Source organism: Curtobacterium sp. PhB146, from assembly GCF_004342995.1.
GTDB lineage: Bacteria > Actinomycetota > Actinomycetes > Actinomycetales > Microbacteriaceae > Curtobacterium.
Genome location: NZ_SMBN01000003.1, coordinates 21,976 through 46,005 on the forward strand (window position 1 = coordinate 21,976; position 24,030 = coordinate 46,005).

The 24,030-nt window shown below is 71.0% G+C and carries 26 protein-coding genes and 2 tRNA genes; 25 read left to right on the top strand and 3 right to left on the bottom strand.

Annotation, left to right across the window (positions count from 1 at the left end):
* The first annotated feature begins 81 nt into the window (after positions 1-81).
* The 12 genes from EDF33_RS12275 (at position 82) to EDF33_RS12330 (ending at position 8,313) form a co-directional block, all read left to right on the top strand.
* Positions 82-1,365 (top strand): ABC transporter substrate-binding protein, encoded by a 1,284-nt coding sequence (locus tag EDF33_RS12275; RefSeq protein WP_132100189.1) that lies wholly within the window; start codon positions 82-84, stop codon positions 1,363-1,365.
* A 156-nt stretch (positions 1,366-1,521) separates the two neighbouring features.
* Positions 1,522-2,499 carry a sugar ABC transporter permease gene (locus EDF33_RS12280; protein ID WP_131879923.1) on the top strand — a complete coding sequence of 326 codons (978 nt, stop codon included), beginning with the start codon at positions 1,522-1,524 and terminating at the stop codon, positions 2,497-2,499.
* Positions 2,500-2,594: 95 nt separating this feature from the next.
* Entirely contained in the window at positions 2,595-3,407 is an 813-nt protein-coding gene (locus EDF33_RS12285; RefSeq protein WP_243650055.1) for a carbohydrate ABC transporter permease, read from the top strand.
* 5 nt (positions 3,408-3,412) lie between these two features.
* Positions 3,413-3,883, top strand: coding sequence for a hypothetical protein (locus tag EDF33_RS20415; RefSeq protein WP_207906688.1), 471 nt, complete (start codon positions 3,413-3,415; stop codon positions 3,881-3,883).
* A 21-nt stretch (positions 3,884-3,904) separates the two neighbouring features.
* Positions 3,905-4,957, top strand: coding sequence for a LacI family DNA-binding transcriptional regulator (locus EDF33_RS12295; protein ID WP_132100190.1), 1,053 nt, complete (start codon positions 3,905-3,907; stop codon positions 4,955-4,957).
* Between the two features lie 141 nt (positions 4,958-5,098).
* Positions 5,099-5,734, top strand: a complete 636-nt coding sequence (locus EDF33_RS12300; protein WP_132100191.1) for an MBL fold metallo-hydrolase — start codon at positions 5,099-5,101, stop codon at positions 5,732-5,734.
* Between the two features lie 351 nt (positions 5,735-6,085).
* A tRNA-Glu gene (locus EDF33_RS12305) sits at positions 6,086-6,161 on the top strand.
* 33 nt (positions 6,162-6,194) lie between these two features.
* Positions 6,195-6,270, top strand: a tRNA-Glu gene (locus tag EDF33_RS12310).
* Positions 6,271-6,337: 67 nt separating this feature from the next.
* Positions 6,338-6,745, top strand: a complete 408-nt coding sequence (locus tag EDF33_RS12315) for a RidA family protein (RefSeq protein ID WP_123937667.1) — start codon at positions 6,338-6,340, stop codon at positions 6,743-6,745.
* Positions 6,746-6,881: 136 nt separating this feature from the next.
* Positions 6,882-7,325: a CrcB family protein gene (locus tag EDF33_RS12320; protein WP_131879853.1), complete on the top strand. Its 444-nt coding sequence runs from the start codon at positions 6,882-6,884 to the stop codon at positions 7,323-7,325.
* Positions 7,322-7,711: a fluoride efflux transporter CrcB gene (crcB, locus tag EDF33_RS12325; RefSeq protein WP_131879851.1), complete on the top strand. Its 390-nt coding sequence runs from the start codon at positions 7,322-7,324 to the stop codon at positions 7,709-7,711. Before EDF33_RS12320 ends, crcB begins: the two co-directional genes overlap by 4 nt.
* A complete protein-coding gene (locus EDF33_RS12330) occupies positions 7,708-8,313 on the top strand; it encodes a histidine phosphatase family protein (RefSeq protein ID WP_123937670.1) in 606 nt (201 codons plus the stop codon). Before crcB ends, EDF33_RS12330 begins: the two co-directional genes overlap by 4 nt.
* A gap of 115 nt (positions 8,314-8,428) precedes the next feature.
* On the opposite strand, the gene EDF33_RS12335 is transcribed toward EDF33_RS12330, so the two are convergent.
* Positions 8,429-9,496 carry an FUSC family protein gene (locus EDF33_RS12335; RefSeq protein ID WP_132100192.1) on the bottom strand — a complete coding sequence of 356 codons (1,068 nt, stop codon included), beginning with the start codon at positions 9,494-9,496 and terminating at the stop codon, positions 8,429-8,431.
* Positions 9,497-9,663: 167 nt separating this feature from the next.
* Between EDF33_RS12335 and leuC the strand changes: the two genes are divergently transcribed.
* From leuC to EDF33_RS12365, 6 genes are all read left to right on the top strand, one after another.
* The gene (leuC, locus tag EDF33_RS12340; RefSeq protein ID WP_111086048.1) at positions 9,664-11,124 is read left to right on the top strand and encodes a 3-isopropylmalate dehydratase large subunit; all 1,461 of its coding nucleotides are present in this window, start codon (positions 9,664-9,666) and stop codon (positions 11,122-11,124) included.
* Complete coding sequence (leuD, locus tag EDF33_RS12345) at positions 11,124-11,720, top strand: 3-isopropylmalate dehydratase small subunit (protein ID WP_111086049.1); 597 nt, start codon at positions 11,124-11,126, stop codon at positions 11,718-11,720. The genes leuC and leuD overlap by 1 nt, the downstream gene beginning before the upstream one ends.
* Positions 11,720-13,087: a UDP-N-acetylglucosamine 1-carboxyvinyltransferase gene (gene murA / locus EDF33_RS12350; protein WP_123294811.1), complete on the top strand. Its 1,368-nt coding sequence runs from the start codon at positions 11,720-11,722 to the stop codon at positions 13,085-13,087. Before leuD ends, murA begins: the two co-directional genes overlap by 1 nt.
* A 98-nt stretch (positions 13,088-13,185) precedes the next feature.
* Positions 13,186-13,959: a lysophospholipid acyltransferase family protein gene (locus EDF33_RS12355; RefSeq protein WP_132100193.1), complete on the top strand. Its 774-nt coding sequence runs from the start codon at positions 13,186-13,188 to the stop codon at positions 13,957-13,959.
* Positions 13,960-14,038: 79 nt separating this feature from the next.
* Positions 14,039-15,052, top strand: coding sequence for an NAD(P)H-dependent glycerol-3-phosphate dehydrogenase (locus EDF33_RS12360; protein WP_132100425.1), 1,014 nt, complete (start codon positions 14,039-14,041; stop codon positions 15,050-15,052).
* A 32-nt stretch (positions 15,053-15,084) separates the two neighbouring features.
* Complete coding sequence (locus EDF33_RS12365) at positions 15,085-16,194, top strand: D-alanine--D-alanine ligase family protein (protein ID WP_279388055.1); 1,110 nt, start codon at positions 15,085-15,087, stop codon at positions 16,192-16,194.
* Positions 16,195-16,224: 30 nt separating this feature from the next.
* Here the strand turns inward: EDF33_RS12365 and EDF33_RS12370 are convergent, their stop codons facing one another.
* On the bottom strand, positions 16,225-16,710 hold the full coding sequence (locus tag EDF33_RS12370) for a DUF3515 family protein (RefSeq protein ID WP_123937673.1): 486 nt from the start codon (positions 16,708-16,710) through the stop codon (positions 16,225-16,227).
* 24 nt (positions 16,711-16,734) lie between these two features.
* Between EDF33_RS12370 and thiL the strand changes: the two genes are divergently transcribed.
* On the top strand, positions 16,735-17,730 hold the full coding sequence (gene thiL / locus EDF33_RS12375; RefSeq protein ID WP_132100194.1) for a thiamine-phosphate kinase: 996 nt from the start codon (positions 16,735-16,737) through the stop codon (positions 17,728-17,730).
* 217 nt (positions 17,731-17,947) lie between these two features.
* Here thiL and EDF33_RS12380 read toward each other — a convergent pair whose 3' ends face one another.
* Positions 17,948-18,511: an RsmD family RNA methyltransferase gene (locus EDF33_RS12380; RefSeq protein ID WP_123937675.1), complete on the bottom strand. Its 564-nt coding sequence runs from the start codon at positions 18,509-18,511 to the stop codon at positions 17,948-17,950.
* Between the two features lie 86 nt (positions 18,512-18,597).
* On the opposite strand from EDF33_RS12380, the gene EDF33_RS12385 reads away from it, so the two are divergent.
* The 6 genes from EDF33_RS12385 to mutM all read left to right on the top strand — a co-directional run bounded on the left by EDF33_RS12385 (position 18,598) and on the right by mutM (position 24,029).
* Entirely contained in the window at positions 18,598-20,826 is a 2,229-nt protein-coding gene (locus EDF33_RS12385) for an ATP-dependent DNA helicase RecG (RefSeq protein WP_132100195.1), read from the top strand.
* A gap of 43 nt (positions 20,827-20,869) precedes the next feature.
* Positions 20,870-21,355: a pantetheine-phosphate adenylyltransferase gene (gene coaD, locus EDF33_RS12390; RefSeq protein ID WP_111086053.1), complete on the top strand. Its 486-nt coding sequence runs from the start codon at positions 20,870-20,872 to the stop codon at positions 21,353-21,355.
* Between the two features lie 106 nt (positions 21,356-21,461).
* Positions 21,462-22,055 carry a DUF177 domain-containing protein gene (locus EDF33_RS12395; protein ID WP_307860992.1) on the top strand — a complete coding sequence of 198 codons (594 nt, stop codon included), beginning with the start codon at positions 21,462-21,464 and terminating at the stop codon, positions 22,053-22,055.
* Between the two features lie 55 nt (positions 22,056-22,110).
* A complete protein-coding gene (gene rpmF, locus EDF33_RS12400) occupies positions 22,111-22,314 on the top strand; it encodes a 50S ribosomal protein L32 (protein WP_017888273.1) in 204 nt (67 codons plus the stop codon).
* A 13-nt stretch (positions 22,315-22,327) separates the two neighbouring features.
* Positions 22,328-23,053 carry a ribonuclease III gene (rnc, locus tag EDF33_RS12405; protein ID WP_228506018.1) on the top strand — a complete coding sequence of 242 codons (726 nt, stop codon included), beginning with the start codon at positions 22,328-22,330 and terminating at the stop codon, positions 23,051-23,053.
* A gap of 4 nt (positions 23,054-23,057) precedes the next feature.
* The gene (mutM, locus tag EDF33_RS12410) at positions 23,058-24,029 is read left to right on the top strand and encodes a bifunctional DNA-formamidopyrimidine glycosylase/DNA-(apurinic or apyrimidinic site) lyase (RefSeq protein WP_132100196.1); all 972 of its coding nucleotides are present in this window, start codon (positions 23,058-23,060) and stop codon (positions 24,027-24,029) included.
* The last annotated feature ends 1 nt before the right edge of the window (position 24,030 follow it).

The window sequence follows — 24,030 nt, forward strand, 5'->3', positions numbered from 1 at the left end:
GCAGGCAGCGGCGCCTGCTCCAGGGCAGTGTCGTCGAACCCGATCGATGCCCCCTGGTGATCTCAATGAGGAGACAACGCTGTGAAGACAACACGCTCCAGGGTGCGGTTCGCATCCGTTGCCGGGGTCGCCGTCATCGGCCTCGTGCTCACCGGCTGCTCGAGCGGGAGCTCCGGCGCCGGTTCGGACGACGCCAAGAGCGGCCAGGACAGCCGCGGACCCATCACGTACGTGCAGGGCAAGGACAACTCGAACGTCGTCCGCCCGCTGATCGCGAAGTGGAACAAGGCCCACCCCGACGAGAAGGTCACCTTCAAGGAGCAGTCCGACCAGGCCGACCAGCAGCACGACGACCTCGTGCAGCACTTCCAGGCCAAGGACGCGAACTACGACGTCGTCGACGTCGACGTCGTCTGGACCGCCGAGTTCGCCGCGAAGAGCTGGCTGACGCCGCTGACCGGTGACATGAAGATCGACACCTCGAAGCTGCTGCCGGCCACGGTGAAGACCGCGACCTACAACGACACCCTCTACGCCGCCCCGCAGACCTCGGACGGCGCGCTGCTCTACTACCGCAAGGACCTCGTCAAGACGCCTCCGACCACGTGGAAGGAGATGATGGCCGACTGCCAGATCGCGAAGGACAAGGGCATCGGCTGCTACGCCGGGCAGTTCGCGAAGTACGAGGGCCTGACGGTGAACGCCTCCGAGGCGATCAACGGCTCCGGTGGTTCGGTGCTCAGCAAGAGCGGGGACCCGGACGTCGACACCTCGGACGCCAAGGCCGGCCTGCAGAACCTGGTCGACGCGTTCAAGGACGGGAACATCCCGGCCGAGGCGATCACGTACCAGGAGGAGCAGGGTCGCACGGCGTTCGAAGCCGGCAAGCTGCTGTTCCTGCGCAACTGGCCGTACGTCTACAACCTGGCGAAGACCGACGGGTCGAGCAAGGTCAAGGACACGTTCGGCATCGCGCCGATCCCGGGTGCGGACGGCACCGGTGCCTCGACGCTCGGCGGCCACAACGCCGCGATCAGCGTGTACTCGAAGCACAAGGCGACGGCGCACGACTTCCTCGAGTTCCTCATCTCGAACGACACGCAGAAGTTCTTCGCGACGCAGGGGTCGCTCGCCCCGGTCGTCGGTGACCTCTACACCGACTCCGAGCTGACGGGGAAGCTGCCGTACCTGCCGACGCTGCTCAAGTCGATCGAGTCGGCGGAGCCGCGCCCGGTCACGCCGTTCTACCCGGCGGTGACGAAGGCGATCCAGGACAACACCTACGCGGCGCTCAAGGGATCGAAGTCGGTCGACGAAGCCATGAAGGACATGCAGGACGCCCTCAAGGCGGCGACCAGCAGCTAGCGACACGCGGCTCACGCCGCATCGGACTGGAGGCACGGTGCCATCCCGGCACGTGCCTCCAGTCCGCCCCTACTTGCGTTCCGACACCCCCGGCAAGGAGGCCGACCCGTGTCAGCAGCAACCGAGATCCCCGCAGCCATCCCCAACCCGACGGGCATGGAACCGAAGCGCCAACGGCGCAAGGGCGGACTCAACGCCGAGCACGGCCGGTGGGCCGTGTACCTCATCGGCCCGACGATCTTGCTCCTCGCGATCGTCATCGGCTACCCGGTCATCAGTGCGATCATCCAGTCGTTCCAGCTCGACCAGGGCCTCGACAAGGCCACCGGCCTGTTCGTGCAGGGCGGGTTCGCCGGCATCACGAACTACGCGCACTGGCTCGGCCAGCAGTGCGGCAACGTCACCTGCCCGCCCGGCAGCCTCGGCTCCCAGTTCTGGGTGTCGATGGGCAACACGTTCTTCTTCACGGTCGTCACCGTGGCGTTCGAGACGGCCATCGGCGTGTGGATGGCGATCATCATGAACCGCAACTTCAAGGGCCGCGCGCTCGTCCGTGCCGCGATCCTGGTGCCGTGGGCGATCCCGACGGCCGTCACCGCGAAGCTCTGGTACTTCATCTTCGACGCGAACGGCGTCCTGAACCACGTCCTCGGGCAGCAGATCCTGTGGACGAGCGGCGAGTGGGCGTCCCGGTGGGCGGTCATCATCGCCGACACCTGGAAGACCACACCGTTCATGGCGCTGCTCATCCTGGCCGGGCTGCAGCTGATCCCGGAGGAGGTCTACGAGGCCGGCAAGATGGACGGCGCGTCGACGTTCCAGCGCTTCGTGCTCATCACCCTGCCGCTCATCAAGCCCGCGCTGATGGTCGCGATCCTGTTCCGCGTGCTCGACGCGCTGCGCATGTACGACCTGCCCGCGATCCTCACCGGCGGTGGCGGTGGTTCCGGCAACGCCACCACGACCCTGTCGATCCTGGTCGTCGAACAGATCCGGCAGGGCTTCAACTCCGCGTCGGCCCTGTCGACCATCACCTTCCTGGTGATCTTCATCGTGGCGTTCGTCTTCGTCCGGTTCCTCGGCGCCAACGTCGTGCAGACGCAGGCCGCCCAGCAGAAGGGTGAACTCAAGTGACCCTCGCAGCAGACCGCCCCCGGTCCACCGCAGCAGCACGCGACCGCGCCGTTGACCGCGCCGACGTCCGGGTCCGCCGCGACACCGGCCCCCGGATCCGCACGGCCGTGCAGGCGATCGTCATCGCCGTGTGGTGCCTCCTGCCGTTCTACTGGATGGTGGTGACGAGCTTCCGCGACGTCGGGTTCACGTTCGACGCCACCCCGTGGCCGACGCACGTCACGCTCGACAACTACGCGACGGCGTTCTCCACGTCGCTCGGCAACCACCTCGGGCGGGCGCTCGCCAACAGCCTGCTCATCGGCGGCGTCGTGACGATCATCGCCCTGCTCGTCGGCACCACGGCGGCGTACGCCCTCGCCCGCCTCGAGTTCGGCGGCAAGTCGCTCATCGCCGGCGCGATCCTGGCGGCCTCGATGTTCCCGGGGGTCGCGCTCATCTCCCCGCTGTTCCAGCTCTTCACGGACATCGGGTGGATGGGGACCTACCAGGCGCTCATCCTGCCGAGCATCTCGTTCGTGCTGCCGCTGACGGTCTACACGCTCGCGTCGTTCTTCCGCGAGATGCCGTGGGACCTCGAGGAAGCAGCGCGCATCGACGGCTGCACCCGCGTGCAGGCGTTCCGGCGGATCATCCTGCCGCTCGCCGCCCCCGCGGTGTTCACGACAGCGATCCTGGCGTTCATCTCCAGCTGGAACGAGTACCTGATCTCCTCGCAGCTCTCGAGCGACGCGACGCAGCCGGTGACCGTGGCGATCGCCTCGTTCGCCGGGTCGCAGCCGCACCAGGAGCCGTACACGGCGGTCATGGCCGCGGGCACGATCGTCACGATCCCGCTCGTCATCCTGGTCCTCATCTTCCAGCGACGCATCGTGGCCGGCCTCACCGCCGGTGGCGTGAAGGGTTGACGACCATGGCACAGCGCGGACCCACCCGGCCCACGGCCCGGATCGAAGAGGCGATCGGCTTCGTCGGCATGTTCGGCATCCTGTTCCTCGGCGCCACGGTGTTCTGCGAGGTCACCGGTCGACCGGCACTCGGCTGGGCACTCACCCTGCTGGTGTGCGTGCTCGGGGTCGTGGCGCTCGACCGGTGGCGGGTGCGGGTACTCCGCCGCCACGCGGTCGCCGACGGGGCCACCGACGGCATCGGTGCCGCTCCTGCCGTCGCCCCCGTCCGCACCGCTCGCGGCGACGACACCCGTCGTCAGCCACGGCCCTCGGCGGACGGGCGGGTGCACCAGCACAGCGGGTGGGACGAGCTCGCACCAGCGGGTCGTCGTGCACCGCACCGAGCGCACCGGACCGCAGCGGCCGTCGCGCAAGCAGTCCCCGGCACTGCAGCCGACCGTCCGGCGGGCGTGACACACGGTACGGACGGCTGACGGGCCTCCCGGGTCGCATCGATGGGGATCCAGGAGATCGCGACCGTCACGGGACTGTCGAAGTCCACGGTGTCGCGAGCGCTGCGCGGCATGGAGAACGTGGCGGAGACCACGATCGACGAGGTCCGACGGGTCGCCGACGAGCTCGGGTACGTCCCGAGCTCGGCGGCGGCCGGCCTCGCCACCGGGCGGCAGCGCGCCGTCGGCGTCGTCGTCCCGGTGATCGACCGGTGGTTCTACGTCAAGGCACTCGGCGGCGTCGACGCAGAACTCCGGCGGGCCGGGTACGACCTCGTGCTCTACAACCTGGGCGGGCCGGGCGGCGACCGCGACCGGGCGTTCCGGCGTTCGATGCTGCGGCACCGTGTGGACGCTCTGGTCCTGCTGTCCCTGGTGCTGGACGCGACCGAGCGTGCCGAGCTCGAACTCACCCGGCACCCGATGATCGTCATCGGCGGACCCGCACCGGGTCTGCGGAACATCGGGGTCGACGACCGAGCCGTCACCCGGATCGCGGTCGACCACCTGTGCGGACTCGGACACCGACGGGTCGCCTACGTCGGCGGGCAGGACGAGGCCGGCATGAACGTGGCGGTGCCGCACCTGCGGCGGGACGGGTTCGTCGACGCGATGCGGGCCGCCGGACACGCGGTGCCGGACCGGTGGCTGCTCGACGGGCGGTTCTCGTTCGCCGGTGGGCTGGCGGCGGGGAACGCGCTGTTCGGCGGGCGCGCTGGTGCCGGTGCCGGCGCCGGTGCCGGCGCCGGTGCCGGCGCCGGGCCCGATCGCCCCACTGCCGTGTTGTGCGCATCGGACGAGATGGCGCTCGGGGTGCTCCTCGCCGCTGGGCAGGCCGGGCTGTCGGTGCCGGGGGACGTCTCCGTCATCGGGATCGACGGCCACGAGTACGGCGCCACCGTGGGCTTGACGACCGTGGCACAGGACCCGGAGGCGCAGGGGCGGGCAGCGGCGCGGGCAGTGCTCGCCGAGGTCGACGGCGGCGCTGCCGGAACGATCGTCGCGGCGCCGGCGCACCTGGTGGTGCGGGGGACGACGGGGCCGCCGCCGGGGTGAGGGTGTGTGGGGCGTGGCGGCGTGGCGGCGTGGCGGACTCGACTCGGAACGACGATCCCGATGTCGCACGACAACAGGAACGTCGTTCCGAGTCGGCCCCCGCCCGAGCCCGCCCGGCCCGCCGCGGGTAGCGTCGCCCGCATGGAGGTCACGAAGCTCGAACACGCCTGCCAGATCCTGTCGGACGGCGACGCACGCCTGGTGCTCGACCCGGGCGACTTCACCCGCCCCGTCGACGCGACCGGGGTCGTCGCGGTCGTCGTCACCCACGAACACCCCGACCACGTCACGCTCGAGCAGCTGCACCGGATCCTCGCCGCCAACCCCGACGCCGTGGTGTTCGGCCCCGAGGGCGTCCGCGCGGCGCTCGCCGACTCCGGCATCGCGGTCGAGGTCGTCACCGACGGCGACCACCGCACCGTCGGCCCGTTCGAGCTCGACTTCCACGGCACGCGGCACCAGCTCATCCACTCCTCGGTGCCGATCGTCGACAACACCGGCGTGCTCGTGAACCGCACGCTCTTCCACCCCGGCGACTCGTACACCGACCCGGGCGTGCCCGTCGAGGTCCTCGCCGCACCCGTCGGTGCCCCGTGGCTCAAGGTCGCCGAGATGATGGACTACGTCGCCGCGCTCGCCCCGGCCCGGGCCTACCCGATCCACGAGGCCACGCTCTCCGACATCGGCTACGGCATGCACACCGGTCGGCTCCGCGAGGCGCTCGCGCCGAGCGGCGTGCTCGAGATCCTGCGGCCGGGGGAGTCGCTCACGATCTGACCGCGCGGGACCGCGCCGTGGTCGCTTCGTGAGCAGAAATGGTCGGGTGGGACCGACCGACGCGACCATTCCTGCTCACGAAGTGCGGCTCCGGACGTGCGCGCGGTCGGACGGGAGGCCCGTGGCGGGCCCGCCACGGGCCTCCCGTCCGATGGGCGGTCGCGTCCACGGCCGCGCAACGGATGCGTGTGCATGTTGCGACAGAGCGCGCGTCGTTCAACCGGTGTTCTGTCGGAATCTGCACGTGCAACGAGCGCCGTATGCCGGGCGCGGCATGGCGGCACACCCGGGCGACACGCCTCGTTTTGGCGCGATGCGCGGCTTGTGCAATACTTGTCGAGTTGTCGGAACGGCCCCATCGTATAGCGGCCTAGTACGCTGCCCTCTCACGGCGGTAACGCGGGTTCGAATCCCGCTGGGGTCACCACAGGTGACATGCTCCGAGTCCGACAACAGCCGCGGCCCCATCGTATAGCGGCCTAGTACGCTGCCCTCTCACGGCGGTAACGCGGGTTCGAATCCCGCTGGGGTCACCAGCACCACGAAACCCCCGACGAGCTCCGGCTCGCCGGGGGTTTCGTCGTCGTGTGCCAGGCTGCTTCCGTGTCCAGTGCCGTCCAGCTCATCCGGTCCGCAGCGCTCAGTGACGTCGCGGAGTACGCCTACGCGTCCACCGTGGCGGCCGGGACACGGCTCGTGTTCCTCGCGGGGGCGTGTCCGCTCGACGAGCACGGCGCGACGGTCGCCGTCGGTGACGTGGCCGGGCAAGCCGCGCAGTGCATCGCGAACCTGCGGACGGCGCTCGCAGCCGCCGGCGCGGGGGTCGACGACCTGGTCCAGACGCGGGTGCTCGTCGCGACGACCGAGCAGCAGGACCTCGTCTCCGCCTGGGACGTCGTCCGCGCCGCGATGGGAGACCACGACGTGCCGAGCACGCTGCTCGGCGTGACCGTCCTCGGCTACGACGACCAGCTCGTCGAGGTCGAGGCGATCGCCGCCGTCGCCGACTGAGCAGTACGCTGGACGGGTCGTCAGACCCGGCAGTGGGGCCTGCCGGACCCAACCGCGCACGAAGCGCCAACGGTCCCTATCCCGAGAACACCGCACGCGCGGAGACGATCCGGCGTGCTCGGCGATAGGAGTACCGATGACCGATGCGCGACCGCCGCACCTCCGCTGGCGCTTCCTGGCCCTCGTCGCACTCGGCGGCGCGATCGGGACCGCGATGCGCGCACTGCTCGCCGAGGCGTTCCCCGGCCACGACGGCATCAGCTGGGTGATCCTCGCGATCAACGTCGTCGGAGCCTTCTGTCTCGGGCTCCTGCTCGAGGCGCTCGCGCTGCGTGGCCCCGACGTCGGAGGCCGCCGCACGCTGCGGCTGCTCGTCGGCACCGGCGTGCTCGGCGGCTTCACGACGTACAGCACGCTCGCCGACGACACCGCGCAGTTGCTCGACGTCGGCCGGTGGGGTGCGGGCAGCGGGTACGCGCTGCTGTCCGTCGTCCTCGGGCTCGGCGCCGTCGTGCTCGGGGTGTTGATCGCCGGGCGGCTCCGGCCGCGTCCGACCGGCCCGGACGGAGGCGCGTCGTGAACCCGCTCGAACTGCTGCTCGTCGCCGTCGGCGGGGGAGTCGGAGCCGCGCTCCGGTTCCTGCTCGACGGCCTCGTCAAGGCGCGCACGTCCCGCTCGCGGACTGCCGGGTTCCCGCTCGGGACCGTGCTGATCAACGTGTCCGGATCGCTCGTCCTCGGGCTGCTCACCGGCCTCGGGCAGGCCGGGACGATCCCGCTCCCGGCGGTCGCGGTGCTCGGGACGGGCATGATGGGTGGGTACACGACGTTCTCGACGGCGAGCGTCGAGACCGTCCAGCTCCTCCGATCCGGCAAGCCCCGGCTCGCCGTCCTGCACGGCCTCGGGATGCTCGTCGTCTCGGTCGGCGCAGCTGCGCTCGGCCTCTGGATCGGAAGGAACTCATGACCTCGGAACGCCCCGGCGAACTCGTCCTCGTCCGTCACGGAGAGACGGAGTGGTCGAAGAGCGGGCAGCACACCGGCCGCACCGACATCCCACTGACGGACAACGGTGTCGAGCAGGCGAAGCGCGCCGGCCGGTACCTGGCCGACCGCTCGTTCGCGTTGGCCCTGTCGAGTCCGCTGCAGCGTGCCCGCGACACCGCGCACCTGATCGGCGTCGACCCGGAGCTCGACGAGGACCTGTACGAGTGGGACTACGGCGCGTACGAAGGGCTCACCACCCCGCAGATCAAGGTGCTGCGCCACGGGCCGTGGGACCTCTGGACCGACGGAGTGCCCGCCGGCGACACCCCCGGTGAGAACGCCGCCGAAGTCCGGGTCCGTGTCGAGCGCATCCTGAACCGCGCTCGTCCGGTGCTCGCCGAGGGCCAGGACGCTGTGTTCGTCGCGCACGGCCACGTGCTGCGTGCCCTCGGCGCCGCGTGGATCCGGCTCGCGCCGCAGGACGGTGCCGTACTGAAGCTCGGTACCGCATCGGTCAGCGTCCTCGGCTACGAGCACGGCCGCCCGGTCATCGACGCCTGGAACATCCAGCCCCGCGACTGACGCGCCCGTTCTTTCCCCGAACGCGCGCGATGGTCGGTGGAATCGGGCACACCTGGTCAGAAGAAACGACCAGGTGTGCCCGGAACGACCAGGTATGCCCGGAACGACCAGGTACTCAGACCGTACGGATCGCGCTCGTGGCACCCAGGGCTCGCCCGCGCCGCCGCTCGATCGCGCGCCCCACGAACAACAGCCCAACGCTGACGAGCGCACCGAGGGTGGTCTGCGCGACCCGGTCGAGCGCGAGGAGCTCCGGGGCCTCGGGCAGGCTCAGCCACGACACTGCGAGGGCGAGCGGCGTCAGGAACAGCAGGCAGACGGCGTAGTTCCGGGCGACGAAGATCTCCGCGAAGAACTGCCCCACGACGGCGATGACGACGATCCACCACGCCGACGGCTCGAGCAGCAGGATCCCGACGGCGATCACGGTGCCGCCGATCGTGCCGATGAAGCGCTGGAACGCCCGGATCACGGTGTGCCGCTGGCGGAGCGCGGGCAGGGTCGAAACCACCGCGATGACGGCCCAGTACGGGTGCCCGAGCCAGGGGATGGTCGACGCCACCCCGCCGGCGACGAGCGACCCCACGACGTTGAGCGCCACGGTCTCCCACAGCGCGGCCGTGCGGAGGATGCCGAAGCCGCGCTCCTTGAGCGGCGCCAGCGGCCGGAACCGGTGCGGGGCGCGCGGGTGCCACACGTGCCGGATGACGAACCCGGACATCGCGACGAGCCACGCCCAGACGACCGAGCAGACGATGATCGTCGCGACGAGCGGGACGTCCGCGGGCTGCAGCGGCACGAGGGCGGAGACCACGAACGCGAACACGGGGAAGATCGGCTGCGCGGGGATCGTCCGCAGGGTCGACAGGGTGCAGACCGCGACGACGAGCACGACGACGAGCCCGGTCGCCTGCAGCCAGAGCGGGGAGCCGAGCAGGGCGACACCGATGCCCGCGAACATGCACAGGGTCTGCAGCGCACCCGCGATGCCGGTGGTGACGGCGCGCTGCCGGTAGGGCTCGGTCGCCCCGAAGATCGCGGTGAAGCCGGCGAACATCGCGAACGCGGCGTAGCCCGGCATCCCGAGGGCGATGAGCAGCGCCAGTGGTGCACCGCCCGCGATCGCTGCGCGTGCCGCGCCCTCGAGGTTGATCGTCCGGGTCGAGTGCGCAGGTGTCGTCATGTCCCGACCATCTTCCCACCGCGACGGGTGTCGTCGAGTCGCCACGGGCCTCCCGGTCGACCGCCGCACCGCGTGGAGAACGCGACGACGCGTTGGTATACCAATGGTAGAGTCGCCTGATCGTGCCGCGGTCGCGGCGCAACGACGAGAACGAGGGAGTCGAGCTCATGGGTAGGACGCTCGCCGAGAAGGTGTGGGACGACCACGTCGTGGTCAAGGGTGAGGACGGGAACCCGGACCTCCTCTACATCGACCTCCACCTCGTGCACGAGGTCACGAGCCCGCAGGCGTTCGACGGTCTGCGCCAGGCCGGGCGCCCGGTGCGCCGGCTCGACCTGACGATCGCGACCGAGGACCACAACACCCCGACGCTCGCCATCGACCGCCCCATCGCGGACCCGACGAGCCGGATCCAGATCGAGACCCTGCGCCGCAACTGCGAGGAGTTCGGGGTCCGCCTGCACTCGCTCGGCGACAAGGAGCAGGGGATCGTGCACGTCGTCGGCCCGCAGCTCGGCCTGACGATGCCCGGCATCACCGTCGTCTGCGGCGACTCGCACACCAGCACCCACGGGGCGTTCGGGGCCATGGCGTTCGGCATCGGCACCTCCGAGGTCGAGCACGTGCTGGCGACGCAGACCCTGCCGCTGAAGCCCTTCAAGACGATGGCGATCACGGTCGAGGGCACGTTGCGTCCGGGCGTGACCGCGAAGGACATCATCCTGGCGGTCATCGCCAAGATCGGCACCGGCGGCGGACAGGGCTACGTGCTCGAGTACCGCGGTTCCGCGATCCGCGCCCTCTCCATGGAGGGCCGGATGACGATCTGCAACATGTCGATCGAGGCCGGAGCCCGCGCCGGCATGGTCGCCCCCGACCAGATCACCTACGACTACGTCCAGGGCCGCGACCACGCCCCGACCGGTTCCGACTGGGACGACGCCGTCGCGTACTGGGACACCCTGGCGACCGACGACGACGCCGTGTTCGACGCCGAGGTCTTCATCGACGCCGACGACCTCGAGCCCTTCGTCACCTGGGGCACCAACCCCGGCCAGGGCGTCTCGCTGTCGGAGAACGTGCCTTCGCCTCTCGACTTCGAGGACCCGAACGACCAGGCCGCTGCGCAGCGGGCCCTCGACTACATGGACATCGCCGCCGGCACCCCGATGAAGGACATCGCCGTCGACGCGGTCTTCATGGGCTCGTGCACGAACTCGCGCATCGAGGACCTGCGGGCCTTCGCGTCGATCATCCAGGGCCGCAAGAAGGCCGACGGCGTCCGGGTCATGGTCGTGCCGGGGTCCGCTCGGGTGCGGCTCGAGGCCGAGGCCGAGGGGCTCGACGTCGTGATCAAGGAGTTCGGCGCCGAGTGGCGGTTCGCCGGGTGCTCGATGTGCCTCGGCATGAACCCCGACCAGCTCGCACCGGGGGAGCGCTGCGCGAGCACGTCGAACCGCAACTTCGAGGGGCGCCAGGGCAAGGGCGGGCGCACCCACCTGGTGTCGCCGCTCGTCGCCGCCGCCACCGCGATCCGCGGCACGCTGTCCAGCCCGTGGGACCTGGCGACGGACGACGCACTGGCGAACGTGACCGACACAGCGAACACCACCGAGGGGACCTTCTGATGGACAAGATCACCACCGTCACCGGCATCGCCGCCCCGCTCAAGCGGTCGAACGTCGACACCGACCAGATCATCCCCGCGGTCTACCTCAAGCGCGTCACGAAGACCGGCTTCGAGGACGCCCTGTTCTCCGGCTGGCGCCAGGACCCCGACTTCGTGCTGAACCAGCCCGAGTACCAGGGCGCGAAGGTCCTGGTGGCCGGCCCGGACTTCGGCACCGGCTCGTCTCGCGAGCACGCGGTCTGGGCACTGCGTGACTTCGGCTTCGCGGTCGTCATCTCACCCCGGTTCGCCGACATCTTCAAGGGCAACGCGGGCAAGCAGGGCCTCGTCACCGCGATCGTGACCGAATCGGAAGTCGAGCGGCTCTGGGCCGAGATCGAGCGGAACCCGGGGGTGTCGGCGACCGTGGACCTGGTGGCGCAGCGCGTGTCGCTCGGGGATGTGGACGTCCCCTTCGAGATCGACGCTTACACTCGTTGGCGGTTGATGGAAGGGCTCGACGACATCGGGCTCACCCTCCGTGACGAGACCTCGATCACGGAGTTCGAATCCCGCCGCTCCAGTTGGCGGCCGAAGACATTGCCGGTGAAGTAGTGAACTCTCTCGTACAGGACGCAGCGGCCGCAGGGGCGCGCGTGGGCCTCAAGTCGGACGAGATCGTCATCCGCGGGGGCAAGCCGCTCGTGGGGCGCATCGAGGTCCGCGGGGCGAAGAACCTCGCGACCAAGGCCATGGTGGCGTCGCTGCTCGGTGACACCCCGTCGATCCTCAAGGACGTCCCGGACATCTCCGACGTCAAGGTCGTCCGTGGGCTGCTCGAGGTGCACGGCGTGCGCATCACCGATCCTGCACGAGGCGAGCTCATCCTCGACCCGGCCAACGTCGAGTCGGCGCACTTCGCCGAGATCGACGCCCACGCCGGCTCGAGCCGCATCCCGATCCTGTTCTGCGGCCCGCTGCTGCACAAGCTCGGCGAGGCGTTCATCCCCGACCTCGGTGGCTGCCGCATCGGCGACCGCCCGATCGACTTCCACCTCGACGCGCTCCGGGCAATGGGGGCCGTCGTCGACAAGCAGGTCAACGGCATCCACCTGACGGCCCCGAACGGGCTGAAGGGCGCGTCCATCGAGCTGCCGTACCCGAGCGTCGGCGCGACCGAGCAGGTCCTGCTGTCGTCCGTGCTGGCGACCGGCGTCACGGAGCTGCGGAACGCGGCGATCGAGCCCGAGATCATGGACCTCATCGCGATCCTGCAGAAGATGGGCGCGATCGTGTCCGTCGAGCCGAACCGCGTGATCTTCATCGAAGGCGTCGAGTCGCTGCGCGGCTACACGCACCGTGCGATCAACGACCGCAACGAGGCCGCCAGCTGGGCCTCCGCCGCGCTCGCCACCGACGGCGACATCTTCGTCGAGGGGGCGAACCAGCAGGAGCTCATGACGTTCCTCAACGTCTTCCGCAAGGTCGGCGGCGGTTTCGACGTGCAAGAGGACGGCATCCGGTTCTACCGCGAGCGCGACACCCTCAAGCCCGTCGTCATCGAGACCGACGTGCACCCCGGCTTCATGACCGACTGGCAGCAGCCGCTCGTCGTGGCGCTGACCCAGGCCGAGGGGCAGAGCATCGTGCACGAGACCGTGTACGAGAACCGCTTCGGCTTCACCGATGCGCTGAACGAGATGGGCGCCGACATCGTCGTCCACAAGGAGGGGCTGCCCGGGCACGACCGCCGTGTCGCCCGTCGCCCGTTCGAGCAGGCCGCGGTCATCACCGGTCCGACGACGCTGCACGCGGCGAACGTCCGGGTCCCCGACCTGCGCGGTGGCTTCAGCCACCTCATCGCGGCCCTGACCGCCGACGGCGAGTCCCACATCACCAACGTCGGCATCATCAGCCGCGGCTACGAGCACTTCATCCCGAAGCTGCGGAAGCTGGGCGCCGACTTCGACTTCGCGGGTTAGTCGCGGTGTCGGTTCCGCAGCCGGGTGACGGTCCGTCGCGTCCGGGTGACGGCCCGTCGGGCCAGGGCGATGGCCGGGAGGCCCGTGGTGCGTCCGCCGTGCAGGTTGCGACCGGGCTGCCGGTGCGTGGACGGCGGTGGAAGCGTGGGGAGCTCAACCCCGCGTTCCGCATCGTGGCGTCGATCGTGATCCCGACGTTCCGGTTCTCGTCGAACTACCACTGGTACGGCCCGAACCGCCTGCCGGCGGACGGTGCCTTCGTGCTCGCGCCGAACCACTTCACGAACATCGACCCGCTGGTCGTCGGCACCGCCGTCTACATCAGCCGGCGGGCCCCGCGGTTCCTGGCCAAGGCCTCGCTGTTCAAGGTGCCCGTCTTCGGCAAGCTCATGTCCGGCATGGGGCAGATCCCGGTCGAGCGCTCCGGCCGCACCCGGTTGAGCGACCCACTCGGCGGCGGGCGGTCGCTCATCGAGCAGGGTGGGGCGATCATCGTCTACCCCGAGGGCACGCTCACCCGCGACCCCGACCTGTGGCCGATGCGCGGCAAGACCGGGGCCGTCCGCATCGCGCTCGAGAACGACGTGCCGCTGATCCCGATGGCCCACTGGGGCACGCAGGGCATCATGGCGCGCTACTCGAACAAGCTCCGCCTGTTCCCGCGGTCGCGCGTGGACGTCATCGTCGGCGACCCCGTCGACCTGTCCGCCTACCGTGGCCGGCCGATCGACCAGCAGATGCTGACCGAGGCCACCGAGCTGCTCATGCAGTGCATCACGGAGCTGCTCGAGCAGCTCCGTGGCGAGCAGGCCCCGAAGACCCGCTGGGACCCGGCGGCGAACAACCAGAAGGAGACCGGCCGGTTTGAGTGACCTCCGCCCGCACGACGATCGTCCCGACCCCGTCGCAGCAGCGCCGGGTGCCTTCGACACCGCCGCGATCCGGGTGGTGATGCAGTCGACCGACAAGCCCCGCGTGGCGGTCATCGGTGCCGGCAGCTGGGGCACCACGTTCGCGAAGGTGCTCGCCGAGGGCGGTGCCTCCACGGTCGTGTGGGCCCGGCGTCCCGAGGTCGCCCGCGAGATCACCGAGACGAAGCGGAACTCCGACTACCTGCCCGGCATCAACCTGCCCCGCACCCTCACGGCGTCGACGTCGCTCGAGCAGGTGCTCGACGGCGCCACCCAGGTGTACGTGTCGGTGCCGTCGCAGACCCTGCGGTCGAACCTCGACGCGATCCGCGAGCTCCTGCCCGCCGGTGTCCCCGTCGTCAGCCTGATGAAGGGCGTCGAGAAGAGCACCGGCCTGCGGATGAGCGAGGTCCTGCTCCAGGGACTCGGCATCGACCAGGACCGCATCGCCGTCGCGAGCGGACCGAACCTGGCGCTCGAGATCGCCCGTCGGCAGCCGACCGCCGCCGTGGTGTCGTCGTCGAGCGTGGAGACCGCGACCGCTGTCGCCGCCGTCGCGACGAACCCGTACTTCCGGTCGTTCATCAACACCGACGTCATCGGCACCGAGTTCGGCGGCGTGCTGAAGAACCTCATCGCCGTGGCGATCGGCATCGTCGACGGTGTCGGCTACGGCGAGAACACCAAGGCGTCGATCATCACCCGCGGCCTCGCCGAGATGACCGAGTTCGCGGTGTCGCTCGGCGCGCAGCCGTCCACCCTGTCGGGCCTCGCGGGCCTCGGCGACCTCATCGCGACCTGCCAGTCGCCGTTGTCCCGGAACAACACCGCCGGGCGCCTGCTCGGGCAGGGGTACCGGTTCGACGAGGTCGTGCGGCAGATGAACCAGACCGCCGAGGGCCTGGCGTCCGTCGCACCGATCCTCGAGCTCGCCGCCGCGAACGGCGTCGACATGCCCATCGTCAGCCAGGTCGGCGAGGTCCTCGCCGGTAAGCTCGATCCGCGCAACATCGCGCCGCACCTCACCGAGACCGACGAGCCCCAGGGCGAGTGACCGGTCCCGCACCGAGTCACGAAGGGACTCCCGTGCCCACGATCCCCGAGGGAACCGACGTTCCCACGACCACCGTCGCCGTCCTGTTCGGCGGGCGCTCGAGCGAGCACGAGATCAGCTGCGTGACCGCCGGCGGCATCATGGACGTCGTCGACCGCACCGAGTACCAGATCGTCCCGATCGGCATCACGAAGGACGGCGCGTTCACGCTGCAGTCCGACGACCCCTCGCAGTGGGCGATCCGCGACGGCTCCCTGCCGACCGTGCCCGACAACGGCACGCGTGTGGCGTTCCCGACCTCGCCGGCGACGAACGAACTCGTCGTCTCGCACCCGGACGGCTCGGTCACGACCGTCGCCGTCGACGTGGTGTTCCCGATCCTGCACGGTCCGTTCGGCGAGGACGGCACGATCCAGGGCCTGCTCGAGATCGCCGGTCTGCCGTACGTCGGTGACGGCGTGCTCGCCAGCGCCCTGGCGATGGACAAGCACGTCGCGAAGGCCGTCCTCGAGCACGCCGGTCTGCGGGTCGCTCCCTGGACGACCGTGCTCCGCCGCGAGTGGGCGTCCGACCCGGTCGACGTCGCCGAGACGATCGCGGCGCACGGCTGGCCGCTGTTCGTGAAGCCGGCACGCGCGGGGTCGAGCATGGGCGTCTCGCGCGTCGACGGGCCCGACGAGCTCGGCGCCGCGATGGACCTGGCGTTCGAGCACGACTCCAAGGTGATCGTCGAACCGCGGGTCGTCGGCCGCGAGGTCGAGGTCGCCGTGCTCGAGGGCCGTGACGGTGCGCCGCGCACGAGCCTGCCCGGCGAGATCGTCGTGGCGGAGGACGGCTTCTACGACTTCGCGTCGAAGTACCTCGGTGGCGATGAGTCGCTGCTGTGCCCGGCGCCGCTCACCGAGGCGCAGACCGACGAGATCCGGTCGATCGGTGCCCGTGCGTTCGAGGCCATCGGTGGCTCGGGGCTCGCCCGCGTCGACTGCTTCCTGACCGACGACGGCTTCGTCGTGAACGAGGTCAACACGATGCCCGGGTTCACCCCGCTGTCGATGTACCCGCGCTGCTGGGCGGCATCCGGTGTGTCCTACGGCGAGCTGGTCACCGAGCTCATCGAGCTGGGGCGCGCCGCCGTCCGGTGACGCTGGGCGGGGCGACGGGGTCGGCCCGCGTCAGCCCTGCACGTCGGACGGGTCCAGGCACTTGTGCCCGTCCTCCGGCAGCGTCGACACCGCCGTCGCGATGTCCTGCAGCACCGCGCTGCCGGTCTTCGACGTGTCGACGACGACCTGCACCGCGGGGGACCGTCCGAACGTCGTGTAGACGATCTGCTTGCCGCGGTCGTCGCGGATCCAGTCGACCGACCCGAGCGTGAAGCACGGCAGGTCGGACACGGTCGGCACGGCGACGCCGCAGTGGTACAGCGCGGCCTCGGGGTCGCCCCAGGCCGCGGTGGACTGTGCGTTGGTGTTCCGCAGGTCGTACGTCGAGTCGACGGTCGCGGGCAACCGCACCTGTGCGGCCGCGCACGCCGCTGCGTTCGCAGAGGGTGCCGCGCTCATGCCGACGGAGTTCGTGCACCCGGTCAGCCCTGCCGCGAGGGCGATCACGACCCCCGCGATCGCGAGGGTGCGAGGGGTGCGGCGCGCGGTGTCCATCGCGGTCCAGGCTACCGTTCTCGTGTGGACGCGACGTACGACGCCTGGGCCGGACCGACCGTGGGGGAGCTCGGTGAGCTGGTCGTCCTCGACCGGATCACGAGCCGGCTGCCGACGGGCTCGCCGCTCGTGGGGCCCGGGGACGACTGCGCCGTCGTCGCCGCTCCCGACGGCCGGTTCGTCGTGACGACGGACATGATGGTGCACGGCCCGGACTTCCGGTGGGCGTGGTCCTCGCCCGAGGACGTCGGCTGGAAGGCCGCCGCGACGAACCTGTCGGACGTCGCGGCGATGGGTGCGGTGCCGAGTGGCCTCGTCATCGCCCTCGCTGCACCGCAGGACACCCCCGTGGCGGTGCTCGAGGGCATCGCGGACGGGTTCCGCCTCGCTGTCGACGCCCTCGCGCCCGGCTGCGGTGTGGTCGGCGGCGACCTCTCCACCTCGGCGACCTTCACGGTGGCGGTGACGGCGTTCGGCGACCTCGGTGGTCGCGCCCCGGTGCTCCGGTCAGGCGCTCGTGTGGGCGACGTCGTGGCGGTCTCCGGCGAACTCGGTCGTGCTGCCCGCGGGCTCGCACGGCTCTTCCGTGACGGCGTGGACGCGCAGGGCGAGCCGGGCCGTGCAGCGACGGTGGCGAGCGGTGCGGACGCCGATCCGGACGTCGACCGCCAGCGCCGACCCGTGCCGCCGATCGGCGACGGGCCCCTCGCCGCCGCGGCCGGGGCGACGGCGATGCTCGACCTGTCCGACGGCCTGGCGATCGACGCCGGACGGCTGGCCCGTGCGAGCCAGGTGACGCTCGACCTCGATGCAGACGCCCCGCTCGACGAGGTCGCGCTGCACGGTGGCGAGGACCACGGCCTGATCGCGACCTTCCCCGCCGAGGCCCTGCTGCCGGGTGGCTTCCGCCGCATCGGTGTCGTGCGCGACCGTGGCGACGCGGACCTGCTGCGCGCCGGGTCTCCGGTGCCGACGACCGGCTGGGACCCCTACGCCGACTGGGACGGCGCCGCCGGCTGACCCACCCAGCCCGACGTCGGACGGAGGCGACGTGGCGGAGCCGAGCCGGGCCTCCCGGTCAGTGCGCACGCATCTGTCGACGGAACACGCGTCCATCACCCGGTGTCCTGTCGGAAGATGCGCACGCATCCGATGCATGCGCATCTTGCGACACGGCACGCGTCGATCGACTCGTGGATCGTCGCGAAACGCGCCCACGCCCCGATACCCGCGCGGCTCAGGACGCGGCGGCCACGGCCTCCCACGCCACGGTCTCGCCGTAGCTGCGCTTGCTGAACGGCTCGAGCCCCGCGGGCCACGTCGGTTCGGCGGAGCGCTTGCTCCGCTCGACGACCACCACGGCACCGGCGGTCAACCGCGGCACGAGCGTCTCGAGCACCTCGGCGATCTCGTGCTCGGTCACGTCGTAGGGCGGGTCGATGAAGACCAGGTCGAACGTGCGCACCGTCCCGCGCAGGTACCCGAGCACCGGCTGCGGCTGCACGTCGATCCGCACCCCGGGGATCCGCTGCTGCACGGCCTTCGCGTTCGCCCGGCACGCCTGCGCTGCGGCCGACGCGCGGTCGACCAGCACGACCTCGACCGCACCGCGCGACGCCGCTTCGAGCCCGAGGGCACCGGTGCCGGCGTAGAGGTCCGCGACGGAGGTGTCGTCGACGAGCCCACGGGCCTCGAGCGACGAGAACAGCGCCTCGCGCACCCGGTCGCTCGTCGGCCGGGTGCCGGACTTCGGCACACGGAGCGTCGTGTTGCCGGCGGCGCCGGCGATGATGCGGGTCATGCAGCCACCGTATCGGCCGGCGGCATCGTCCACAGGCCGGACGGGAGGCACGTGGCACGTCGGTCGTGCCCGGTACCGTGGTGTCCGTGGTCACCACCGGAACCCCCGCTGCGCCGGCCGCGCCCGACCTCGGTCCGGCGCCCCTCGACGCGCGGCTCGCGAACGTGCTCGGTGGTCGGACCGCGTCCGCGATCCAGAAGGCGTTCGGTCACCGCACGGTGGGTGAGTTCCTCGAGCACGCACCCCGGCGCTACGCCGAGCGCGGCGCCCTGACGGCACTCGACTCCCTGGCGATCGGCGAGCCGGTCACCATCGTGGCCGAGGTGGTCGACGTCCGCGAGCGCACGATGCGTGCCCGCCGCGGATCGATCCTCGAAGCCAAGATCGGCGACGGCAAGGGGCTGCTCACCCTGACGTTCTTCAACCAGGGCTGGCGCACCAAGGACCTGGTGCCCGGTGCCCGCGGCATCTTCTCCGGCAAGGTCAGCGACTACCGCGGTGCCCGCCAGCTCGCCCACCCGGACTACGAGCTCTTCGACCCCGACGACCCCCGCGCCACGGCCGACCCCGGTTCGGACGAAGCGATCCGGTGGTCGCGGCAGCCGATCCCGATCTACCCGGCGACGGCCTCGCTCACCTCGTGGCAGATCGCGAAGTCGATGGGGATCGTGCTCGACACCCTGCCGGACCTGCCCGACCCGGTGCCGGCCTCGGCGCGCAGCCGGCTCGACCTCGTCCCGTTCCGCCGGGCGCTCGAGCTGCTCCACCGCCCCGAGAAGGTCGCGGACTTCAAGCGCGCGCAGGACGCCCTGCGCTACCGCGAGGCGTTCGTGCTGCAGACCGCCCTGGTGCAGCGCCGGATCCGAGCCCGACGCACCGCGGCGACCCCGCGGGTGGCGGCTCCCGGTGGCATCCTCGAGCGCTTCGACGCCACCCTGCCGTTCACCCTGACCGACGACCAGCGTGCCGTCGGTGCCGAGATCGACACCGACATCGCCCGCACCTGGCCGATGCACCGGCTGGTGCAGGGCGAGGTCGGCTCCGGCAAGACCCTCGTGGCCATCCGCGCCATGCTCACGGTGGCCGAGTCCGGCGGGCAGTCCGCCCTCATCGCCCCGACCGAGGTGCTGGCCGCGCAGCACCTGCGGTCCATCGTGAAGTTCCTCGGACCGGACCTGGCGGCCGAGCTCCGTCCGGTGATCCTGACCGGGTCGCAGTCCACCGACGAACGCCGACGGGCGCTGCTCGCCGCGGCGTCGGGCAGCTCGAGGCTCGTGGTCGGCACCCACGCCCTGCTCGGCGACCGCGTCGACTTCGCCGAGCTCGGGCTCGTGGTCGTCGACGAGCAGCACCGCTTCGGCGTCGAGCAACGTGAAGCGCTCCGGACCAAGGGCGCCACTCCGCCGCACGTCCTGGTGCTCACCGCCACGCCGATCCCACGCACCGTCGCGATGACGGTGTTCGGCGACCTCGACGTCTCGACGATCACCGGGCTGCCCTCCGGCCGTGCCGGCGTCGAGACCTTCACGGTCCCGCTGGCGGAGCACCCCGGGTGGGAGTCCCGCATCTGGTCCCGGATGGCGGAGGAGCTCGACAAGGGGCGTCAGGCCTTCGTGGTCTGCCCCGCGATCGACGACGCCCACGCCGAGGACGACGGCGAACCGGCGCCCGCCGAGTCCGACGACGACGCCCCCAAGCGCGCGCCGGCGACCGTGCTCGCCACCGCCGAGCGGATGCGCACGATGCCCGTGCTCGACGGCCGGCGGATCGCGGTGCTGCACGGCCGGATGACGGCGGACGAGAAGGACCGCGTGATGACGTCCTTCGCCGCCGGCGACCTGGACGTCCTCGTCGCGACGACCGTGATCGAGGTCGGTGTCGACGTGCCGAACGCCGCGATGATGGCCGTGCTCGACGCCGATCGCTTCGGCGTCTCGCAGCTGCACCAGCTGCGCGGACGCATCGGCCGTGGGCAGTGGGCGGGCGTCTGCCTGCTCGTCACCACCGCCGAGCTCGAGACCACCTCGCGGGAGCGCGTCGACGCGGTGTCCGCCTCGGACGACGGCTTCGAACTCGCCCGGGTCGACCTCGAGCTCCGGCGCGAGGGCGACGTGCTCGGCGAGCGGCAGTCGGGCGGCCGGTCGTCGCTCAACCTGCTGCGCGTGGTCGAGCACGCCGATCTCATCGTGGACGCCCGTGGCGAAGCCGAGCGGGTCCTCGAACCCGATCCCGAGCTCGACGGGTCCCCGGCCCTGCGCGAGGCACTGGCACGCCGCCTCGACGAGTCCGACGCGGCGTTCCTCGGCAAGAACTGACCCGGAGCCGGACGCCCCGGCACGGACCGGTATCGTCGCTGCCATGGCGCAGATCGCGGTGGTCCCCGGTTCCTTCGACCCCGTCACGCTCGGGCACCTCGACGTCATCGGTCGGGCAGCCGGGCTGTTCGACGAGGTGCACGTGCTCGTGGTGCACAACCCGGACAAGAAGCCCGCGATGTTCGAGGCGGTCGACCGCGTCCGGCTCATCGAGGAGTCCTTGGCCGAGGTCGGCACGCCGGGAACGGTCCGGGTCGGGGAGTGGACCTCCGGGCTCCTCGTCGACTACTGCCGGCAGGTCGGGGCGAAGGTGCTCGTCAAGGGCGTGCGGTCGGGCGAGGACGTCGCCTACGAGACCCCGATGGCGATCATGAACCGGCACCTCGCCGACGTCGAGACCGTGTTCCTGCTGCCCGACGCCTCGCGCTCCCACGTGTCGAGCTCGCTCATCCGCCAGGTGTCGACGCTCGGCGGCGACGTCACCCCCTACGTGCCGAAGGCCGTGGCGGCAGCCCTCGCCGCACGCTGAGCCGCACGCCGAGCCGCGCGCCGAGCCGGAGGCACGGCCGGCCGACGCGCGGACACACCCCCGCCTGCCTCGACTCTCGGCTGCGTTCACGCTAGGGTTGACGATCGTGTCTTCCCACGTGAACAGCCCCTACGCCCTGCGCGTGCGCGACCTGGCGCACCGTCCGGGCGAGATGCGCGAGCACTCGCTCGACATCGTGGTGCCGGACGCGCTGGGAGCCGGTGTGATCGCGGTGCGCGAAGGTGCTCCGCTGCGCATCGACCTGCGGCTCGAGGGCCTGCACGAGGGTGTCCTCGTGTCCGGTCACGCCTCGGCCGACGCGACGGGGGAGTGCTCGCGCTGCCTCATCGACATCAGCGAACCCGTCGAGGTCGATTTCGCCGAGCTGTTCGCGTATGATGCCTCGGAGGATTTCGACTTCTTCGTTCGCGATGACCACGTGGACTGCGAACAGGTCGTTCGAGATGCGGTGGTGCTGGCGCTGCCGTTCCAGCCGGTCTGCCGACCGGACTGCCCAGGCCTCGACCCGGTGACGGGCGAGCGACTGGCCGACCTCGATGAGCAGCCCGTTCACGAGACCCTGGACCCGCGCTGGGCAGCCCTGACCGGCATCCAGCTCGAAGCAGCCGAGCGTGCCGCCCACGGCGACACCACCGACACGAAGACCACCGAGGGCGAGGAGCGGGCCGAGGCCGAGTAGGCCCCGACACCGCCAGCCCCCGTACCGACCACCGACCAACCGAAAGAGATTCACCATGGCCGTTCCCAAGCGCAAGCAGTCCCGTGCGAACACGCACGCCCGTCGTTCGCAGTGGAAGGCCACGCCGATCCAGCTCGTCAAGACGATCGAGAACGGTCAGGTCACCTACAGCCTCCCGCACCGCGCGAAGGTCGTCGAGGACTCGGCCGGCACCCCCCTGTACATGGAGTACAAGGGCCGCAAGGTCGCTGACGTCTGATCGGACCGAACGCATGACGACGACGTCCGGCGCCACGGGGTCCCGCCCCGTTGGGCCGGACGTCGTTCGTCTGCAGGGCCAGCTCGGGGTCGACATCGACCTCGAGCTGCTCCAGCTCGCCCTGACACACCGCTCCTACGCCTACGAGCACGGGGGCATCAAGCACAACGAGCGCCTCGAGTTCCTCGGCGACTCGATCCTCGGCCAGGCCGTGACCGTGAAGCTCTACCGGTCCTTCCCCGACCTCGACGAGGGTGACCTCGCGAAGCGTCGCGCCAGCCTGGTGTCGACGGTCGCGCTGGCCGAGATCGCCCGGATGATCGGGCTCGGCCAGTACCTGCGCCTCGGCAAGGGCGAGGAACAGACCGGCGGCCGCGACAAGTCGTCGATCCTCGCCGACACCGTCGAAGCCGTCATCGGTGCCACCTACCTGTCCGCGGGCCCCGACCCGGCGACCGACCTGGTGCTCCGCCTGGTCGAGCCGCTGATGATCGACCCCGACCGCTTCGGCGCTGCGATGGACCCGAAGACGAGCCTGCAGGAGCTCGCGGCGAGCCTGTCGCTCGGCAACCCGGCCTACCGCGTCACCGAGACCGGCCCGGACCACGACAAGACCTTCAGCGCGACCGTCGTCCTGCAGGGCGAGGACATCGCCGTCGGCACCGGCTCGAGCAAGAAGGCCGCCGAGATGTCCGCGGCGCTCGACGCCTGGACCCGGCTGTCCGGCCGAGCGGCCTGACCGCGTGCCCGAACTCCCCGAGGTCGAGGTCGTCCGCGCCGGCCTCGAACCCGCGGTCAGCGGCGCTCGGGTGCTGCACGTCGACGTCGTGGACGAGCGGGCGCTCACCCGGCACGACGGCCCGGCCGAGGACTTCGCCGACCGCCTGACCGGTCGCACGATCGCCGCAGCGGTCCGTCGGGGCAAGTTCCTCTGGATGCCGTTGCAGCCCGAGCACGAGGGCGACCGGCCCGAAGCGCTCGTCGCCCACCTCGGCATGAGCGGCCAGATCCTGCTCGGCCGCGGTCGACCGGCGGCGAAGCACCGCCGCATCCTCATCGGCGTGCAACCCGCCGGCACCGACCGCGACGGCACCGCCGAACCCGCGGTCGAGCTCGAGTTCGTCGACCAGCGCACCTTCGGCTCGATGGCGATCGACGCGATGGTGCCGACGGTGGACGGCGCCCCCGCGGGGTTCGCCGGGCACGTCGACGCATCGGACCCAGACGCCGTGTGGCGCCGGAGCGTGCCGCAGCAGGTGTCGCACATCGCCCGCGACCCGCTCGACCCCGCGTTCGACGACGACCGCTTCACCGCCATCGCCCGGAAGCGTTCGAGCGGCATCAAGCGGATCCTGCTCGACCAGGGCGTCGTGAGCGGCATCGGGAACATCTACGCCGACGAGTCCCTCTGGGCTGCGAAGCTGCACTACGATCGACCGGCCGAGCGGCTGACCCGTGCTGACCTCGCACGCCTGCTGCACGAGGTGCGCAGTGTCCTCCGGCGTGCGCTCGAGGACGGCGGGACGAGCTTCGACGCCCAGTACGTCAACGTCAACGGGCAGTCCGGGTACTTCTCGCAGCGGCTGAACGTGTACGGACAGCAGGGGAAGCCCTGCCCCCGCTGCGGCACGACGATCGTGCGCGAGGCCTTCATGAACCGGTCGAGCCACATCTGCCCCGTGTGCCAACCGCGTCCCCGCGCCCACACGCGTTAGC